Source organism: Flavobacterium kayseriense, from assembly GCF_014305095.1.
GTDB classification, from domain to species: Bacteria; Bacteroidota; Bacteroidia; order Flavobacteriales; family Flavobacteriaceae; genus Flavobacterium; species Flavobacterium kayseriense.
This window is the reverse complement of record NZ_JACRUI010000001.1, coordinates 923,321-942,813: the sequence shown is the minus strand read 5'-3', so window position 1 is coordinate 942,813 and position 19,493 is coordinate 923,321. Positions and strand designations below refer to the sequence as shown.

Here is a 19,493-nt window from a genome sequence, read left to right as displayed (position 1 = left end):
TTTTTTATTGCTATTTTTGCCATACCAAAACGCTTATATTTCCGTTTTGAAAATAAATCTTTTCATGAGGCAAATTTGTTTTCTTTTATTCTTTATCTCGCTTTCGCTTCATGCGCAATTTCAAGTAAACGGGCTAGTAACAGCTGCAGCAGATCGTAAGCCTCTTGCTTTCGCCTCTGTAGTTGCTGATAATGGAACAAAAACTATCACTGATGTGGATGGAAAATTCATCTTAAATAGCAAGAAAAGCATTAGTTCCTTCTCTGTCTCTTACATAGGATTTCTAAAAACGACTATAAAGACTACTGCAGATAAAAGACTCTACTACGTCGTTTTAAATGAAAAAAGCGACAACTTAAAAGAAGTGATTATCTCTAGTGGTGATCCGGCGTTAGCTATTATCAGAAAAACAATTACTAACAAAGGGACCAACAACCCTGCTGCAACTTTAAAAAGCTTTGAATTTAAATCCTATAACAGACTAGTCGTAACAGCAAATCCCGAAAGTTTCGCAGGCACAGTAGACTCAGTTTTCGTTAAAAAAGGAGAGACTGAAATATTCTCTAAAATCGACTCCACGAACTTTAAATTTAAAGAATTAATTTCTAAGAGGCATTTGTTTCAAACAGAGAAAGTATCCCAATATCAATTTGACGGATCGAAATTAAAGGAGACTATCCTAGGAACTAAAATGGCTGGTTTTAAGCAACCTGTTTATGAAATATTAAGCTTTAATCTCCAATCATTTTCGGTTTATGATAAGAACTACGAATTATTTGAAACTAAATACCAAAGTCCTATTGCAGACGGAGCGACAGAAGATTACAATTACAAAATACTAGACACCGTGGCAATTGATGGCCGCGTTTCCTACATGATTTATTTCAAAAATAAAAAAGAACGTAAGGCAGCCGGGCTAGAAGGCATTCTCTATATTGATCAAAACAATTACGCTATTGCAAAAGCGATTATGCGAATAAAAGGTGTTTTAGACATTAGTGCAACACATGATTTTGAATATATTCCGGAACAAAACCTATGGTTCCCCAAAAGAAAGACATTCAAAATCATAAAGGGAAAGAACGATGATGACATTAAAATCCTAGGCGGAACAGTACAGTTTGACGGGGATATGGACAAGGATTTTCAGACAAGGAAAAGACAACCATCTGACTTTGTTTACCTATTATCTGAGACAAACAACTTTGATATTTCCTATAATACCCCGATAGCACTTGACAATAAATACGTTACGGTCGAACTAAAAAAAGAAGCAATCAATAGACCTGAAAGTTTCTGGGAAACCTTTCGAAAAGATAGTATCGACAACCGTAATAACACAACTTATTTAGCGCTGGATAGTATTGGCGGTCAAAAACGCATTGTAAATCGTATTCGACTAGGTCGCAAGATCTTTAATGGATATTTGCCTGTCGCTTTTTTTGATATTGACTTACGCCATTTGTTTACCTATAATAATTACGAAGGATTCCGTTTAGGTTTTGGTGGCGTTACCAATGATCGCTTCTCCAAATACCTAAAAATAAACGGTTATACCGCCTATGGTACAAAGGACGGAACCTTTAAATACAGTATAGGAACAGCCGTTAATTTGAGTACTAAAGCGAATACTTGGCTCAACGCTTCCTATACCGATGATGTGCGAGAGATAGGTACAACTGTATTTTCTGTAGACAATCGTAAGTACAAGATTTATGACCCTAGACCTATTAACATTAGTACTTTTTACAATTACAAAACCTGGAAGACATCTATAGAAACTAAAATAATTCCTAAAACCGAAAGTTTTTTAGAAATTTCTAAAGCTGATATTGAACCAAAGTTTAACTATATCTATAATTTAGACGGAAAACTTTTTTCAAAGTACACAATGACAACTGCGATACTTTCGCTTCAGTGGAACCCTTTCAGTGATTTTATGCAAACACCTACGGGACGAGTTGAGGTAGAAAAGCGTTTCCCTAAATTTACTTTGCAGTTTACCCAGTCATTACCAAAAGTTCTAGAAAACGATTTTACATTTAGTAAAATTGACTTTAAAACAGAGTATGAGAAAAAATACCTGAATGGACACAAAACAAACTTGTTATTTCAAGCTGGATACGCTGTTGGTGACATTCCGTTGACACATTTATACAATACGTCACCCAATAACATTACTAAAGAAACGATTGCGCAGAGAATGACATTCGCTAGTAAAAACAGTTTTGAAACTATGTATTTTAATGAATTTTTCTCTAATGAATTTGTCTATTTTCAATTCAAACACGGCTTTAAAAGAGTTACAATATTAAAAAAAGTTAAACCTACTTTAGTTTTGGTCTCTAGAATGGGATGGGGTAACTTACAAAAGCCAGAGCAACATCTAGGACTGGATTATAAAACTCTAGACAAAGGATACTTTGAATCTGGAATTGAATTAAATCAGATTTTTAACGGATTAGGGTTAGCCGGATTTTATAGATACGGTCCAAATCAATTACCAAGATTCGAAGATAATATTGCTATCAAATTAAGTTTCATAGTGAATCTGGGACTTTAAAACCAAAAAAAACGTCAATTTCAAAATTGAAATTAGTGTTCTTTTTAAGACTTCATTATTAAAACGGAGGAAACCTCATCAAGCCATGATACATTGTTATCAATTATGGATTTCCAACTTTCTAAACTAATAAGCGTCAGGTCTTGTTCTTGAAAGAAAGCATTATTTAAATCGCCCTCAGTAACAACAGTAATATTTGCAGGGAATTTTTGTAGTAAAGTAGCGACAGCACTTTGCATTACAAAATTGTTTTTTATGAAACCATTCGTATCTAAGAAGTTAATTTTTGAGTTGTTATTAAAAATCATCTTTTGAACATAGTCTATTAAAACCACATCATCTGATTTAATGATAGGAACGAAAATAGTATCTAATTTTTCAAAATCTTGATCTATTAAAATGCCTAAAGGCGTTTTTGTTCTCGTCACAATTTGTCTTGTTCTTTCATCAAAAGGAGAGTTTTCAAACAAACCTTCTTTCCCTTTAAACTTATCAATCAAACGATCGGGATTAATAATTCTAGTTGTAAAACCAATCACCTTCCCTAATAAACTTCCTTCAAATATAGACTTACCCAATCCCACAAGCAATAAGTCGTACTCACCATTATTTGCAACATCGGCAATCTCCGTTTCAATGTCATTAGTAACCTTAAAAACCGACAACAGATCAACACCCAATTTCTTTGATTCTTGAAAAAGAGGGACAAAACTTTCTTTCTCTATTTCTTCTAGATTAAAACCGTGTAGTTCATCACTTTTAGACATGTGCATAGCTGTAATTACAGAGGCTGATTTTTGTTTTTTAGTTATACTGTTTGCCAATCGAAGCAACGATTTGCCTTTTTCATTGTTGCCAAAAGAGATTAGAATACGAAATTTGTTTTCCTCTATAGTCTCAACTGCTTCCAATTCCTTTTTATTCTTGAATATATAGCCAATTAAATTTAAGGCAGGTCCAGTCATAAAAGTCGTAACTAATGCCATAATTACCATCATTGTAAACACTTCAGGAGTTAAAACTTTAAGTTCTAAACCTATGTTTAAAACGATCAATTCCATCAAACCACGCGTATTCATCAAGGCACCAATAGTCAAACTATCATGCCAGTTTTGACCCACAAATTTAGCAGCTAATGCACTACCAACAAATTTACCTATAACAGCAACGGCAATTATTCCTCCGGTCACCTTCCATAAATAAACATCATTAATTAAACCTACATGTGTGTGCAAACCGGTAAAAACAAAGAACAAGGGCAATAATAAGATAACCGAAACATCCTCTACTTTTTCGATAAAAATCATTCTAAATTTAGCGATATCAGGCATAATAGCTCCCATCATAAAACCACCAAAAAGGGCATGAATACCTATAACTTCAGTAGCATATGATGAAATAATAAGGAGTAAAAAAAAGATCGCCATTACCGGTTTGCCAATATTATCTTTTTCAGCATATAAATCCCCTATCCGTTTCAAGAATGGTTTTACGATAAAAAACATTGCTAAAACATAGAGTAATGCCAATGAAATCACATACAATGAACCTACAAAATCACCAGCCTTGACAATTGCAATTACGACCGCTAATAAGCACCAAGCAGTGATATCATCAGCAGCAGCACAAGTAATAACTATGGCTCCTAAACGCGTTTTATGAATACCTCGCTCTTGAACGATTCGAGCCAATACTGGAAAAGCGGTGATACTCATTGCAATACCCATGAAAAGACTAAAAGAAAGAAATTCGACTCCTGCAGGCGCAAATTGATTGTATACAAAATAAGACAAACCTATTCCCATGGCAAAAGGAAAAATAATACTCGCATGACTAATAACAATTGCCTCACTAGCTTTATTCTTTAAAACTTTGATATCTAGCTCCATACCGATAACGAACATGAAGAGAATTAGTCCTATTTGACTAAGAAATTTTAAATTACCTAGCGATTCCTCTGGAAACAATGCTGCCGAAAATTCTGGGAAATACATACCCAATAGCGATGGTCCCAAAACGATACCCGCTATAATTTCACCAATTACAGTAGGTTGTCCTATTTTTTGAAAAAACCATCCAAACACTCGGGCTGTTAGAATAATCATTACAATTTGAGCCAAAAGTATCGCTAATGGGTCATTGAAATTATGAAACATCGAATTGATAAAATCAGTCCAGGAATCGTTGCCGCTATTAATCGCAACATTACTTTCCTTTAACTCGAGCAATTTACCTTGTTTAATGATCCAATAAATCAGAAAAGAAAATAGACTCGTAACACCTAAATAGAATAAAGTGTTTTTGTATTTTTTTAAAACCATAACGCTACAGTTAGCTTGTTAATTCTTGAGCAAAGATGGTAAATTCTTCGATACGTTGTACACCCTTAAAAACCCCTACTAAAAGACTTGGTAAAACGAATAAATTGAATCATTTAAACCTGAATTAGAAGTTAAAAATTCCTAATAAATTACTGCTTTACTGTGGTTTTCACTACATTTGCTGCCATTTTAATATTTCTATGAAAAACAAATTAAAGGTAGGATTTTGGGAACTAGTGGCCCGAATTGTACTTAAAAACCGAATTTTTATTTTAGGTGTTATTCTTCTAATCACCATTTTTTTAAGTACTCAGTGGAAAAATATTCGTTTTTCATTTACCGAAGCGAGCTTATTACCTGAGACAAGTAGCATTACCAAAGGATACAATACTTTTTTGTCCAAATTTGGAGAGGAAGGAAACCTTATAATTGTAGGTGTAAAAGACGATCGGTTTTTTACTCCTAAAAGTTTTGCAGCTTGGACAAAATTAATGAACGAGCTCAAAGCACAAAAAGAAGTAGATCTCGTTGTCTCAATAAATGACCTAAAGAAACTAGAGAAAAATGAATCTCTTGAGAAATTTGATTTGGTTCCTTTTGTTGACCAAAGCAAAACTGGAAATCAGGGTTACCTTAATACCATTAAAAAAAATCTTTTTACTAACATGCCTTTTTACGAAGGATTACTTTTTAATAAAAAAGGAAGCATACGCTCTGCAATCTATTTAGACCGTAAAATTGTAAACACGCCCCAAAGAAAAGATTATATTTTTAAAGAGTTTATTCCGAAGATTGAGGCTTTTGAAAAAGAAACTGGAATCGATCTAAAAGTTTCAGGAATGCCCTATATCCGCACATTAAATGCAAATAGTATTACGGGAGAAATTAGTCTTTTCATTGGAGCCTCATTATTAGTTACTTCTTTAATCTTCTTCTTTTTCTTTCGATCGTTTCGAGCAACCCTCATCTCCATTTTAATAGTTGTGGTGGGTGTTATGTGGACTTTTGGACTCCTTGGATTGTTTCATTTTGAAATAACGGTTCTAACCGCCCTAGTACCTACATTGGTCATTGTGATAGGAATTCCAAATTGTATTTTTCTAACCAATAAATACCAGCAAGAGTACAGTGCTCATGGAAACAAAGCCAAAGCATTGCAAAGAGTGATTACTAAAGTAGGTACGGCAACCTTGATGACTAACTTAACCACTGCAGCTGGTTTTGCAACCTTTATTATTACTAGTAGTGACATTTTAAGAGAGTTCGGGATTGTCTCTTCTCTTAGTATCGTTGCTTTGTTTTTCCTGTGCTTGATCGTAATTCCAATTTACTATAGCTTTCAGCCTGTTCCGCAAGCCAAACATTTAGAACACCTCAACAGAAATTACACCAAAACGTTCATTACCTGGATTGAAAAAACGGTAAAATACAACCGACGTTATGTATATGTTGTTGCTATATTTTTATTTTTAGTAAGTACAATAGGTGCTTTTAAAATTAAGACTTCTGGGAATTTAATCGAAGATATGCCCAAAAACACAGGCTTTTATAAAGATATTCTTTTTTTCGAAAACGAATTCAACGGAGTTATGCCCCTTGAAATCATGGTTGATACGCAAAGAAAAAAAGGCGTAATGAAGTTATCTACCCTACGAAAGATGGATGATTTACAAACTACAATTGAGGAAATACCGGAACTATCAAAACCTATATCGATACTTAACTTAGTCAAATATTCAAAACAAGCGTACTATAATGGTAATCCTGACTATTACGATTTACCAACCTCACAAGAACAAAGTTTTATCCTAGGTTACGCTAAAAACGCTACAAAAGACACCAAGAACAACATCATGAAAAGCTATGTAGATAGTACAGGACAGGTGGCCCGTATTACCACTTTCATGAAAGACATTGGCACTGGTAACATGGCTAAAATTGAAGAAAAACTAGGTTCAAAAATCGATTCAATTTTCCCAAAAGATCGTTATAAAGTGGTTATGACAGGAAAAGCATTAATTTTCGAAAAAGGAACGCAGTACTTGTTAAACAACTTAGTAAGTTCTTTGCTTTTTGCAGTATTACTAATTTCATTATTAATGGTCTTCATGTTTCGATCGTTTAAAATGGTGGTAGTATCTTTAATTCCAAATTTACTTCCTTTAATGATAACCGCTGGCTTAATGGGTTACTTTGGTATTCCGTTAAAACCATCAACAATATTAGTTTTCAGTATTGCCTTTGGACTTTCGGTAGATGACACCATACATTTCTTAGCACAATACCGTCAGGAACTATCAAACAATGATTGGAAAATAAAGAAATCAGTTTTTGCAACAATTAAAGAATCAGGGATAAGTATGTTCTATACCTCGGTAGTTCTTTTTACGGGATTCTCAGTGTTTATGCTTTCTGACTTTGGAGGAACAATTGCCCTAGGTGGCTTGATCGCAATAACTTTAGCTTTTGGAATGCTATCTAACTTGATGCTCTTACCTTGCTTAGTCTTGACCTTGAACAAATCATTGGCAAACAAACAAGAGTTTAAGGAACCAACAATTGATGTGCTAAGTAAGCCTGAAGAAATAGAAAAAGATCAAAAAAAGTAATATTGTTTTCAGATAATAAACACTCTAAAATCCCGTCGTAAAAGGCGGGATTTGTTTTTTATAGCAAACCGCCACTATTACGTTTTATTTTAAATTCCGTATATTTGAAACTTAGCCGTTTTTTGTTTTACACCTAAAAAACCTACTTAATAATTACAATAAAGAACTACCATAACAAAAGTGGAGTCCAGTAACCACTACAAAAACGGGGCGAAATCGAAAAGCCTTACGAGTAGAAAAAAAATAAGCATACAATGGCATTAGACCAACAGGTTACACTAGTAAACACATATTTTGACAAAATAATTGATTTCGGATTTGAATATGTCCCCAAATTAATTGGAGGACTTATCGTTCTAGTTATAGGATTATGGATTACTAAACTCATTACGAGAGGAGTAGGAAAATCATTAGCTAAATCAAACATAGATCAATCACTTATTCCGTTCTTAAAAAGTCTAACAAATATTATTCTAAAAGCGCTAGTTGCGATTACCGTTATGGGTATGATTGGTATCCAGATGACTTCTTTTGTTGCTATTTTAGGAGCTGCAGGTCTAGCAGTTGGTCTTGCCTTATCAGGAACTTTGCAAAATTTTGCTGGAGGTGTAATTATTTTAATTTTAAAACCATTTAAAATTGGCGATTTTATAGAGGCACAAGGATACACCGGGACAGTAAAAGAGATTACTATATTTTCTACCATGCTAAACACTCCTGATAAAAAGTTAGTTATAATCCCAAACGGACCATTATCCACGGGAGCATTAACTAATTTCTCGGCAGAGCCTTTACGTAGAGTAGATTGGACCTTTGGAATTGCCTATGGAGATGATGTCGAAGATTTTAAACGAGCTATGAACGATTTTATAGCTGCTGATAACCGCATCCTTACAGACCCTGCTCCTTTTATGGGACTTTCAGAGTTAGCAGATAGCTCGGTAAATTTTGCCGTACGTGTTTGGGTAGATGGCCCTGATTATTGGAATGTGTTTTTTGAAATGAACGAGAAAGTATACACCCAATTTGCAGATTACAAACTGAATATTCCGTTTCCACAGATGGATGTTCATGTTCAAAAAACAACCTAAGAGCCAGATTGACACGATTAGCAATCAAATTGACTTGATAAATAAAACTTCTGCTTTGTTAAGCGGAAGTTTTTTATTTAATGCAAAACTATTTATTACGAGTTCAGTATTTTTTTTAAATCATTTTAAAGAGTTTATAAATCATTCCCTTTATTATCTATAATTAAACAATAGTGTGACGACCGCGGCTGTTCTAAAAAATAAATCTTATTTTTACCATTATCCACTTAAAAAACAAAAAATCAGCAAAACAATGATCTTTTGATCGTATTAGATAGAATGTAAAGTGGTGTGAAAAAGAATCAAATTATAATAAAGTATATGAGTCAGAACGTCTCTGAAACAGAAAAATTAGCCGTTGCTGATAATTATAGAAATTGGAAAAAATGGGGCCCATATTTAGCCGAAAGACAATGGGGAACTGTCCGAGAAGATTACAGCCATAATGGACATGCTTGGGATTACATTAATCACGATAGAGCGCGCAGTAATGCCTATCGTTGGGGCGAAGAAGGAATTGGAGGATTTTGCGATTCCAGAGAAATACTATGTCTAGCTCCTGCATTTTGGAATGGGAAAGATCCTATTTTAAAAGAGCGTTTATTTGGTCTAACTAATAATCAAGGGAACCATGGTGAAGATGTTAAAGAACTGTATTTCCATCAAGTCTCGACACCAACCCATTCGTACAATAAATACCTGTACAAATATCCTCAAACCGAATTTCCTTATGCAGAATTAGAAGCCAAAAATAAGCGCAGTAGGGAAGAACCAGAATATGAATTATTAGATACCGCTGCTTTCAACAACAATGCATATTTTGATTGTTTTATCGAATACGCAAAAGCCGGTCCTGACGATATTTTAATGAAAGTCACGGTAGTTAATCGTGCTGACAAACCTGCCGAAATTCACGTATTACCGCATTTATGGTTTCGAAATTTTTGGAAGCACAACAAGAGGCATCCACGTCCTCATCTAGAATCAATTTCAGAAAATACGATACTTTCAAAGAGCTCTAGAAATGGAGTTTATTACCTTTACCATGAAAGTGGCAAACAATTGTTATGCGAAAACGAAACCAATAACGAACGATTGTATCATGTGCCTAACGAAACCGCTTATGTAAAGGACGGCATCAATAATCATGTTGTAAACGGTCAGGCTACAATAAATCCAGAAAAATTTGGAACCAAATCGGCCATTTGGCACCACTTTGAACTGAAAGCTGGTGAAGAAAAAAGCATTCGAATACGTTTAAGCAACACCATACTAGATAATCCTTGGAAGGACTTTGATCAATTATTTGAGCTACGAAAGCAAGAATGTGAAACTTTTTACAACGAATTAATAAGCACCAAAATACCAAAAGAGCAGCAAGCAATTGCTAAAAGTGCTTTTTCGGGTTTATTATGGACCAAACAATTTTATTATTATGATGTTCATAAATGGTTGTTTGGTGGACCCGGCGAAAACCATCCAAATCGCGTTGATCGACGTAATCACAGCTGGCAACACCTTAATAATCGTCATGTAATCTCAATGCCAGATAAGTGGGAATATCCTTGGTATGCTGCTTGGGATCTCGCATTTCACATGGCTTCATTTGTAGAAATCGACCCTTATTTTGCAAAGCAACAATTACTATTAGTTTTACAAGAGAACTACATGCATCCCAACGGACAAATTCCTGCTTATGAGTGGAATTTTAGTGATGTAAATCCACCTGTTCATTCTTGGGCTGTTTGGACAGTTTATGAAAAAGATAAAAACCGTACCGGTACAGCAGATATTCCTTTTTTAGAGAAAGCTTTTCAAAAATTACTGATTAATTTTACTTGGTGGGTAAACCAAAAAGATAAAAGTGGGACCGATTTATTTGAAGGTGGATTTTTAGGATTAGACAACATTGGAGTTTTTGATAGAAACCATATGCCGAAAGGGATAAAAAAGATGCAACAAGCAGATGCAACGAGCTGGATGGCTATGTTTTCATTAAATATGTTGCGAATGGCACTTGAGCTATCAAAAACAAACGAATTATACGAAGACATCTCTGTTAAGTTTTTCAAACACTTCATTAATATTGCATGGGCCATGCATCATATTGGCAAAAAAGATCTGTCGCTTTGGGACGATCAAGATAGCTTTTATTATGATGTAGTCGAAATGTCTGACGGAAGTACAGAACGCTTAAAAGTACGTTCACTAGTAGGAGTCATTCCTATGTTTGCTGTCGAAATTATGCACATCGATTTGTTTAAAGATTTAAAAGAATTTCAGAAACAAACCAACGAAATTATTCGAACGCGACCCGATCTAGCTTCCCTAATCTCGAATATCGAAGAAAGTAATAAAGATGGTAATTTCCTTTTTTCGATTATGCGCGGTTTTCGATTAGAACATCTTTTAAAACGATTATTGGACGAAAATGAATTTCTTTCAGACTACGGAATTCGCTCCCTTTCTAAATACCACAAAGACCATCCTTACATCTTTGGCACCGAAGGGCATCATCAAATTCAATACGAGCCTGGTGAAAGTCGCTCCGGCATGTTTGGAGGTAATTCTAACTGGCGCGGCCCTATATGGATGCCTTTGAATTATATGATTATTCAGTCGTTACGAAAGTATTATACTTTTTATGGGGACACCTATGTTTATGAATTCCCGACAGGCTCTGGTGTGAAAATGAACTTAAAGCAAATTGCTAATGAATTAACAAAAAGGCTAATTGCTCTTTTTGAACCTGATGAAAATGGTAAATTTGTTTACCACTCAGAGGATCCTAACGACGTATTCACAAATGAAGAGCATTTTAATAAACAACATTTCTTTTATGAGTTCTTTGATGGAGACACCGGCAAGGGACTCGGAGCTTCTCATCAAACGGGATGGACCGCATTGATCGCCAATCTTATCTTAGAATTAGATATGAATCAATAAATTTAGATAGATATTAAAAATCCCGTTTTTTAGACGGGATTTTTAATATTAATTTATTTTACTAACCTTATCTAGCGCGACCTCTAAATCATGATAATTTGAGGTAACCTTCTCAATAACGCCCTGCTTATTTACTATAAAATGAGTAGGAAAACCGTTGATTTGAAGCGTTGTGTTCATATACGTTTTGAGGTTAGGAACTGTTGAATACAATAACGGTCTTTTGATTAAAAAAGCACGTAATTGCTCTGGAGAATCTTCAGCCAAACTAATAAAAACTATATCCTTTCTGTTTTTGTACTTTGCGACCATAGCATTAACTTGCGGGAATTCAGCTATGCAGGCTACACAATGGATAAACCAACACTTAACAACTACTATTTTCCCTTTCAAGTTTTCATTGGTTATCAAATTACCGTCGAGGTCTTTATAAGAAAACTTGGGAAAAGGTGTTCCTTCCTTTTTGAAATTCTGCAATGTAGTAAAGGACTCTTGTGCAATGGTAGCTTGTATGCTAGTATCTGAACTAGTTTCGATTTTAAAAAGTTGGTAATAGAACTTTTCCTCGTTAGTAGACTTTAAACGAATCGGAATAAAACCGCCGTCACCTAAAGCTTTTAAAAACTCCTGTTTACTAATTTCTTTTGAATTGGCATCTAGGCCAACAAAATCTCGTGAAAGCATTACATTATTATAGTGATAGGTCCACCAATCCATAAAGCTTTTTTGGATCTCCAAGGGGTTCACTTGGGGTTCACCATATGGTGCTGGATTAGAGCAAGAAATAAGTAGCACAATTATAGTGAGACTGTAAATAATTTTTTTCATTATGATGTAATTAGTTACTAATGTAATCACTTTAATCTGAAGCCAACTAAATAATTACATATTAGTACCACCGTTAAAATTCAAACTGCTCAATAAGTAAAAAAATCCACATCAAGTTCTAGGTTTATTAAGTCCTCTATCATACAGAACAATACTGCCCGCAACTGATACGTTCAAACTTTTCTCAGATTTGAATTTGACCAAGTAATGACATTTTTCAATGGCTTTTTTGGTTAGGCCATTATCCTCGGCACCTAATAAATAGACACAACGTCTCGGATGCTCGAAAGTTTCTAAATCTGCTGCAGCATCATCAAGTTCTACTCCCACTAAACGCGCACCCTTGGGCAAGTTCTTATAAAAATCTTCGAAGGTATCATAATGAAAATAGGGTATTGAATTCACTGCATTATGGGTATCGCAAGCTTGCTTTGCATATCGATTCCCAATAGTAAAAATATAACTAGCCCCCAAGTTTTGAGCAGTGCGCCATAGTACGCCTAAATTTTCAGGGGTTTTACCGTTTTGTATACCTATCCCGAAGTACTCTTTTGTAAAATTATCATTCATGCTGTAAAAGTACAAACTAATAAATAGCTTGCCAAGTTTTGGTTTTCGTTGTTACACCTGTAATCGCAACACTTATTTCTAAACACAATTTGCTCCACAGACAGAGATTCTTCGTTCCTCAGAATGAAAATGTAAGAATATAAAACAATCCTCAGGCCATACAAACTTGTCATTTTTGCAAAGAAATAACCCTTTTAAAATGCATGGACAAAAGAGATTCTTCGTTCCTCAGAGTGACAAGATAACTACAGAAAAAAAGACAAAAACATCACTTAAATTGTGCCAATTTATCAATCTGCTGAAGGGAGGAACCATCATAAGTTGCAAACTTAATAAAGATTCTTCGTTCCTCATAAAGAGCAAAAAAATCATTGATCACCCTACTCTCTAGCCCCGATAGCAGCGGCATCCTTTTACTTTTTTTCTTTAAAAAAGTAAAAGATAGAGCGGATAGCGGGAAATTGCTACAAAAAAACAACATTGTCAGCCCTGATTGCTTACTTACTGCTGCGACATTTGAAACAAATGATTTATATTTGCAGTTAGAACTTAAGACAATTTTAAAATCAACTATACACTTAAAATGAGACATACAAAAGTTAAAGACTTACTAAACAGTACCAAGACGCTTCATGAAGTAAATGCAAAAGGATGGGTGAGAACTTTTAGAAACAATCAGTTTATTGCTTTGAACGATGGTTCTACCATTGATAATATTCAATGTGTGGTAGATTTTGAAAATACGCCAGATGAGACCTTGAAGAGGATTACAACAGGTGCAGCAATATCAGTTATTGGAACTTTAGTGGAAAGCAAAGGTGCAGGACAAAAATTCGAGATTCAAGTGGCAAAACTAGAAATCCTTGGAGACTCTGACGCGGAGAAATTCCCAATACAGCCTAAGAATAAACCAAGTCTTGATTTCTTGCGTGAGAATGCCCATTTACGTGTGCGAACTAATATGTTTGGTGCTATTATGCGTGTACGCTCTGTATTATCATACGCAGTGCACAGTTATTTTCAGGAGAAAGGTTTTGTGTATGTAAACACACCTATCATCACAGGATCTGACGCTGAAGGTGCTGGTGAAATGTTTAAAGTTACGGCTTTACCTTTTGACGGAACACCTAGAACAGAAGACGGAAAAGTAGATTATAAAGAAGATTTCTTTGGAAAAGAAACGAATCTAACAGTTTCAGGACAATTAGAAGGAGAGACTTTTGCGATGGCTTTGGGACAGATTTATACTTTTGGACCTACATTTAGAGCGGAGAACTCAAATACCTCTCGTCACTTGGCGGAATTCTGGATGATCGAGCCTGAGGTTGCTTTTAATGACTTGAATGACAATATGGATCTTGCTGAAGATTTTATTCAGTACGTAATTAAATATACACTTGACAAATGTCCTGAGGATTTAAAATTCTTAGAAGGTCGTTTATTAGACGAAGAAAAATCAAAACCACAGGCGGAAAGAAGCGAAATGGCTTTGCTTGAAAAATTAAACTTTGTTTTGGAAAACAACTTCAAACGCGTATCTTATACAGAAGCAATTGATATTTTGAGAGAGTGTACTCCAAATAAAAAGAAAAAATTTAACTACATAATTAACGAATGGGGAGCTGATTTACAGTCAGAACACGAGCGTTATTTAGTAGAAAAACATTTTAAATGCCCAGTAATCTTGTTTGATTACCCAGCAAATATTAAAGCATTTTACATGCGTTTGAACGAAGACGGAAAAACCGTTCGTGCGATGGATATCCTTTTCCCTGGAATTGGAGAAATTGTAGGAGGTTCACAAAGAGAGGAACGTTTTGATGTATTAGTCGAAAAAATGAAAGCCTTAGGAATTGACGAAGAAGAATTATGGTGGTATTTAGACACTCGTAGATTCGGATCGGCAGTTCACTCTGGTTTTGGACTAGGATTTGAAAGATTAGTATTGTTTGTTACTGGTATGACTAACATACGTGACGTGATTCCGTTCCCAAGAACGCCAATGAATGCGGAATTTTAGAAAAAAATGTTTCAAGTTTCAGGTTTAACGTTTCAAGTTTTGAGGTCAACAACCTGAAACTTGAGACATTAAACAAAAACAACAAAAAAATAAATGCTAAAGCAATTCTTAAATTTAAAATTATCACAGAAATTATCTCCTCAGCAAATCCAGCTGATGAAGTTAATTCAATTGCCTACGCAAGCTTTTGAGCAACGTTTATTAGAAGAAATGAACGAAAATCCAGCTCTTGAAGCTGGAAAAGAAGAGGACGAATACGAAAATGATGAGTTTGAAAATGATGATTATGACGATTATGATGATGCAGAAGCAGATCGCATGGAAGCAGACGACATCAACATCGATGAGTACTTAAGTAGTGATGACACGCCTGATTATAAAACTCAAGCTAATAATTACAGTGATGATGACGAGAATCACGATTCTCCTTTAGCATCTCCAATAAGTTTTCATCAAGATTTAATTAATCAATTAAATACTTTTATTCTGGACGATGGTGAGCGCGATATTGCCGAATTTTTAGTGGGCAGTATTGATGATATGGGTTACATACGACGCAGTATTCCTGACATTGTAGACGATATGGCTTTTACACAAGCTATTTACACCGATGAAGAAAAAGTAGAAAAGATGCTTCATGTTATCCACGAGCTAGAACCATCAGGTGTAGGAGCGCGTGATTTGCAAGAATGTTTAATGCTCCAATTGAAACATAAAACACCAACCCAATCTGTTGATCTAGCTACTGATATTATTGAAAACCAATTTGATGCTTTTACCAAGAAACATTACGATAAATTGATTCAAAAATATGGCGTATCTAATGAGCAGTTAAAGAAGGCCGTTCACGAAATAGAAAAACTAAATCCTAAACCAGGAGGCGCTTTTACCGGTAATAATAAAATTACAGAAAACGTTGTCCCTGATTTTGCAATTCGTATAGTCGAAGGCGAGCTAGAACTAACACTTAATGGCCGTAACGCACCTAGCCTGCATATATCTAAAGATTATCAGGAAATGATGCAAACTTATAAAGCATCGACAGATAAATCAGGACCTCAAAAAGATGCGGTACAATTTATCAAGCAAAAATTAGACTCGGCTAAGTGGTTTATCGATGCCATTCGTCAGCGACAAGAAACTTTGTTTGTTACCATGAATGCCATCATGCATTATCAAGAAGAATACTTTTTAGATGGTGATGAAACCAAACTAAAACCAATGATATTAAAAGATATCGCTGATTTAGTAGGCCTAGATATCTCTACCGTTTCTCGCGTAGCTAATAGTAAGTATGTAGAAACTCCTTATGGCACGAAGCTGATCAAGGAATTTTTCTCAGAAGCCATGAAAAATGATCAAGGAGAAGATGTATCAACCTTAGAAATCAAAAAAATATTGCAAAATATTATCGAGGAGGAGGATAAGAAAAAACCGCACCCTGATGATCAATTAGCCGAATTGCTAAAAGAAAAAGGCTATCCAATTGCCCGTAGAACAATTGCTAAATATAGAGAACAACTCGATATTCCAGTTGCTAGAATGAGGAAGAAAATATAGAGATTAACAACTATGGATAGAAGCCATTAAAAATTTAATAAAACGCAAGAAAATTAAATTCTTTATGGCTTCTGTATTTAAGAAAGAAAATTCGTTATCTTTAGTGTTAATTATCAGCAACACAAAAGTCAAGATGAATTTTAAAAACGGCACAATGAGATTAATTCTCTCTTTACTATTCGTAGCAGTTCTAAGTGGCTGCACCTCTAAGAAAAATACCATTGACACAAAATCTTGGGAAACTATTAACCTCGACGCCTATTCAGCTGGAGCAAATGAAAAAAGTCTAATTCAATCCATTCTTAATTCAAATGCTTCAAAACAAACAATGATAGAGTTAGATCAAGTAAAATACAAAATAACACAATTTAACTCCATTACAGATACTATAAAAGGAAAATACGATTTAAAGATAGAAAAAAAGGAAAACTATCAAACGATAAAAATAGTTCGCCTTTAAAACCCATCGTAAACTTAAGTCATAAAAAAAAGGCTGTTTCACTTTCATGAAACAGCCTTTTTTATTATTTATTACTCTTTAATTCTTTTTGCCATCAATGATAGCTCCAGTACCAGCACCTACGCCTGCACCTGCTAAACCACCAATGATTGCGCCTGTTCCTTTTTTCTTGCTAATAATCGCTCCTGTAGCAGCACCTACTCCAGCACCAATAACAGCACCTTTTGCAGTACTACTCCATTTTTTTCTAGCGGGTGCGGGTGCAGCTTGATTTACCACTACAACTTCTTTTACCGTAGTTGCTTTTATTACCTCTTGCTTTGCCATTTCGATCTTCATAGAGTCAATAACCTTTTGCTTCACCATCTCCATTTTCATCGAGTCAATAACAACTTGCTTGTCATCTATAACTCCTGCCTGATCAGCCTTTTTTTGACAAGAAACAATTGCCAACGATGCTAGTAACACATAAATATATTTCATTTTCTTTTATTTTTAAATTGTACAGAGTACAAAGATAGGTTATAACACAAGATGAAATTTTATAATATTTCAGCTATTAGTTGTGATATTAAAAAGAGATAGTTGTTAGGTCACCTTACTGCCTTTTTATACCTCAGTGGATAGATACCCTAATTTAAAAGGCTAGTCTTGATTTTTATCGTCTTGATTTTTTTTCATGGCATGATAGTACGCTGCACGGCTTAAAGGCTCGTATTCTTCGGTTTCACCTAGCATTACTAACTTGTCACTGTCAGTTTTTCTAAAACTATAATTCGCTAAATTACCCGTACGCGTGCACACAGCATGTACTTTAGTAACATACTCTGCCGTTGCCATCAATGCTGGCATGGGACCAAAGGGGTTTCCTTTAAAATCCATATCTAACCCTGCAACGATAACACGAATTCCTTGATTGGCTAAATCATTACAAATTTTAACAATCTCATCATCAAAAAACTGCGCTTCATCAATACCAACCACATCACAGCCTTGCGCTAGTATTGCGATATTTGCTGCCGCTGGAACCGGTGTCGACCTGATTTCGTTAGAATCATGTGATACGACCATCTCATCATCGTAGCGAGTATCAATGGCAGGTTTAAAAATTTCGACCTTTTGCTTGGCGAACTGAGCCCTTTTTAACCGGCGGATTAGCTCCTCTGTTTTGCCCGAAAACATAGAGCCACAGATAACTTCTATCCAACCAAATTGTTCTTTATGATTTACTGTATTTTCGAGAAACATTTTGTATTTTTCTAACTTAAAAAATGAATAGTTTTTATTACTTTGTACTGTAATAAAAGAAGGGGCAATTTCACACCCTTTATATGAATTCAAAAGTAGATAAATTTTATCAATTGAAGGATTCAGGAGCAAATATTTCCAATTAAATATTGCTTTACTGCATGCTAAAATTTTATTTGAAAGATAGAAATTACACAAAACAAGAAACACGTACGCCACAAGCACTATATCATCTGTTATGAAAAAAAGATTAGAAGCCGACTTGATCAGCATTGCACATAGAATTTTACAACTCAAGAATAAGTCTGACATCAATCTTTTGTATGCAGAAACACAGAAGTTATATGAGAAACTAGCTGTTTTAAAATTTGTAGAAGAGCAGTACGGCTCAGTTAGGCCTACAATTTCTCAGACTGAAATTGAAAAGGATATCGAAATGTTCTATGATCAAGAAGAGTCACTTCCTGTAGAAACAGTAATCGAAATGACTGAGGAAGTTCCTGCTGTTGAAAAAGTAGAGCAGTCAACTGCAATTGAAGAAACTATTGAAATTCCTGTAGAAGAAACTACAACAGACTTTTCAACAGATGAAAACCCAGAAGCACCTGCGGTTGAAGAAGATGCGGAATTAGGTGAATTTGAAGCCGATATTAGAGAGGAAAGCGTTGAAGCGATAGAAGAGAAGCATGAACAAGAAGCTGAGGAAGAAATAGCGACTATACTACAGAAAGAAAAAAGTAGTGAAGAGCTTAAACCAACTTTTGAACCTGACTTTGAGTTAAGCGAAGAAGTTGAAGTTGAAACGCCGAAGCCAGCAGCAGTGCAAATATCATTTGAAGATTTTCTGGGCGCCAATTATAACGAACCTCAATTTGTAAAAGTGGATGACATAGCTCCATTACCAGCAGAAACTGTTTTTGAAGCAGTTCCAAAAGAGCCTGTTTTAGAGAACAAAACTATAGTTAAAGAAGAAGAACCTATTGTTAATACACCTCCAAGAATTGTTTCTCTAAATGACAAACTTTCAAAAGGACTTGATATTGATTTGAACGACCGTATCGCTTTTGTCAAACATCTTTTTGCTAACAATGATGAAGATTATAATAGAGTTCTAAACCAATTAATCACTTTTGATAATTTCTACGAAACGAAGAACTTCATCGAAGAGATGGTTAAGCCCGACTATAATAACTGGGAAGGCAAAGACAACTATGCGGAGCGATTTATGGATATAATCGAAAAAAAGTTTTTATAAAATAAAATCTATAGAAATGGTC

The 19,493-nt window shown here is 34.9% G+C and carries 13 protein-coding genes; 8 read left to right on the top strand and 5 right to left on the bottom strand.

What is annotated here, in order from left to right; all coding sequences use genetic code 11:
- The first annotated feature begins 64 nt into the window (after nt 1-64).
- Entirely contained in the window at nt 65-2,563 is a 2,499-nt protein-coding gene (locus H8R22_RS03980) for a DUF5686 family protein (RefSeq protein WP_187008825.1), read from the top strand.
- Nucleotides 2,564-2,607: 44 nt separating this feature from the next.
- On the opposite strand, the gene H8R22_RS03975 is transcribed toward H8R22_RS03980, so the two are convergent.
- A complete protein-coding gene (locus tag H8R22_RS03975; protein ID WP_187008826.1) occupies nt 2,608-4,884 on the bottom strand; it encodes a cation:proton antiporter domain-containing protein in 2,277 nt (758 codons plus the stop codon).
- Between the two features lie 200 nt (nt 4,885-5,084).
- On the opposite strand from H8R22_RS03975, the gene H8R22_RS03970 reads away from it, so the two are divergent.
- From H8R22_RS03970 to H8R22_RS03960, 3 genes are all read left to right on the top strand, one after another.
- Entirely contained in the window at nt 5,085-7,493 is a 2,409-nt protein-coding gene (locus tag H8R22_RS03970) for an efflux RND transporter permease subunit (RefSeq protein ID WP_187008827.1), read from the top strand.
- Between the two features lie 254 nt (nt 7,494-7,747).
- The gene (locus H8R22_RS03965; RefSeq protein ID WP_187008828.1) at nt 7,748-8,584 is read left to right on the top strand and encodes a mechanosensitive ion channel family protein; all 837 of its coding nucleotides are present in this window, start codon (nt 7,748-7,750) and stop codon (nt 8,582-8,584) included.
- Nucleotides 8,585-8,905: 321 nt separating this feature from the next.
- Entirely contained in the window at nt 8,906-11,530 is a 2,625-nt protein-coding gene (locus H8R22_RS03960; RefSeq protein ID WP_187008829.1) for an MGH1-like glycoside hydrolase domain-containing protein, read from the top strand.
- Nucleotides 11,531-11,578: 48 nt separating this feature from the next.
- Here H8R22_RS03960 and H8R22_RS03955 read toward each other — a convergent pair whose 3' ends face one another.
- Nucleotides 11,579-12,358, bottom strand: a complete 780-nt coding sequence (locus H8R22_RS03955; protein WP_187008830.1) for a TlpA family protein disulfide reductase — start codon at nt 12,356-12,358, stop codon at nt 11,579-11,581.
- Nucleotides 12,359-12,469: 111 nt separating this feature from the next.
- The gene (locus tag H8R22_RS03950; RefSeq protein ID WP_187009588.1) at nt 12,470-12,928 is read right to left on the bottom strand and encodes an RNA methyltransferase; all 459 of its coding nucleotides are present in this window, start codon (nt 12,926-12,928) and stop codon (nt 12,470-12,472) included.
- 583 nt (nt 12,929-13,511) lie between these two features.
- Between H8R22_RS03950 and asnS the strand changes: the two genes are divergently transcribed.
- The 3 genes from asnS to H8R22_RS03935 all read left to right on the top strand — a co-directional run bounded on the left by asnS (nt 13,512) and on the right by H8R22_RS03935 (nt 16,968).
- Nucleotides 13,512-14,948: an asparagine--tRNA ligase gene (gene asnS, locus H8R22_RS03945; RefSeq protein ID WP_187008831.1), complete on the top strand. Its 1,437-nt coding sequence runs from the start codon at nt 13,512-13,514 to the stop codon at nt 14,946-14,948.
- Nucleotides 14,949-15,041: 93 nt separating this feature from the next.
- Nucleotides 15,042-16,508, top strand: coding sequence for an RNA polymerase factor sigma-54 (gene rpoN / locus H8R22_RS03940; RefSeq protein ID WP_187008832.1), 1,467 nt, complete (start codon nt 15,042-15,044; stop codon nt 16,506-16,508).
- Nucleotides 16,509-16,662: 154 nt separating this feature from the next.
- Nucleotides 16,663-16,968, top strand: coding sequence for a hypothetical protein (locus H8R22_RS03935; protein WP_187008833.1), 306 nt, complete (start codon nt 16,663-16,665; stop codon nt 16,966-16,968).
- Between the two features lie 78 nt (nt 16,969-17,046).
- Here H8R22_RS03935 and H8R22_RS03930 read toward each other — a convergent pair whose 3' ends face one another.
- Nucleotides 17,047-17,451 carry a YMGG-like glycine zipper-containing protein gene (locus tag H8R22_RS03930; RefSeq protein ID WP_187008834.1) on the bottom strand — a complete coding sequence of 135 codons (405 nt, stop codon included), beginning with the start codon at nt 17,449-17,451 and terminating at the stop codon, nt 17,047-17,049.
- A gap of 162 nt (nt 17,452-17,613) precedes the next feature.
- The gene (locus tag H8R22_RS03925; protein WP_187009589.1) at nt 17,614-18,216 is read right to left on the bottom strand and encodes a thymidine kinase; all 603 of its coding nucleotides are present in this window, start codon (nt 18,214-18,216) and stop codon (nt 17,614-17,616) included.
- 238 nt (nt 18,217-18,454) lie between these two features.
- Here H8R22_RS03925 and H8R22_RS03920 point away from each other — a divergent pair, with 238 nt between their 5' ends.
- Nucleotides 18,455-19,471, top strand: coding sequence for a hypothetical protein (locus tag H8R22_RS03920; RefSeq protein WP_187008835.1), 1,017 nt, complete (start codon nt 18,455-18,457; stop codon nt 19,469-19,471).
- Nucleotides 19,472-19,493 lie beyond the last annotated feature (22 nt).

Bases quoted from the DNA above. Each gene is read 5' to 3' on its own strand.
- rpoN (WP_187008832.1), top strand. From the start codon at position 15,042: ATGCTAAAGCAATTCTTAAATTTAAAATTATCACAGAAATTATCTCCT.
- asnS (WP_187008831.1), top strand. From the start codon at position 13,512: ATGAGACATACAAAAGTTAAAGACTTACTAAACAGTACCAAGACGCTT.
- H8R22_RS03960 (WP_187008829.1), top strand. From the start codon at position 8,906: ATGAGTCAGAACGTCTCTGAAACAGAAAAATTAGCCGTTGCTGATAAT.
- H8R22_RS03970 (WP_187008827.1), top strand. From the start codon at position 5,085: ATGAAAAACAAATTAAAGGTAGGATTTTGGGAACTAGTGGCCCGAATT.
- H8R22_RS03955 (WP_187008830.1), bottom strand. From the start codon at position 12,358: ATGAAAAAAATTATTTACAGTCTCACTATAATTGTGCTACTTATTTCT.
- H8R22_RS03980 (WP_187008825.1), top strand. From the start codon at position 65: ATGAGGCAAATTTGTTTTCTTTTATTCTTTATCTCGCTTTCGCTTCAT.
- H8R22_RS03920 (WP_187008835.1), top strand. From the start codon at position 18,455: ATGAAAAAAAGATTAGAAGCCGACTTGATCAGCATTGCACATAGAATT.
- H8R22_RS03975 (WP_187008826.1), bottom strand. From the start codon at position 4,884: ATGGTTTTAAAAAAATACAAAAACACTTTATTCTATTTAGGTGTTACG.
- H8R22_RS03965 (WP_187008828.1), top strand. From the start codon at position 7,748: ATGGCATTAGACCAACAGGTTACACTAGTAAACACATATTTTGACAAA.
- H8R22_RS03925 (WP_187009589.1), bottom strand. From the start codon at position 18,216: ATGTTTCTCGAAAATACAGTAAATCATAAAGAACAATTTGGTTGGATA.
- H8R22_RS03930 (WP_187008834.1), bottom strand. From the start codon at position 17,451: ATGAAATATATTTATGTGTTACTAGCATCGTTGGCAATTGTTTCTTGT.
- H8R22_RS03950 (WP_187009588.1), bottom strand. From the start codon at position 12,928: ATGAATGATAATTTTACAAAAGAGTACTTCGGGATAGGTATACAAAAC.
- H8R22_RS03935 (WP_187008833.1), top strand. From the start codon at position 16,663: ATGAGATTAATTCTCTCTTTACTATTCGTAGCAGTTCTAAGTGGCTGC.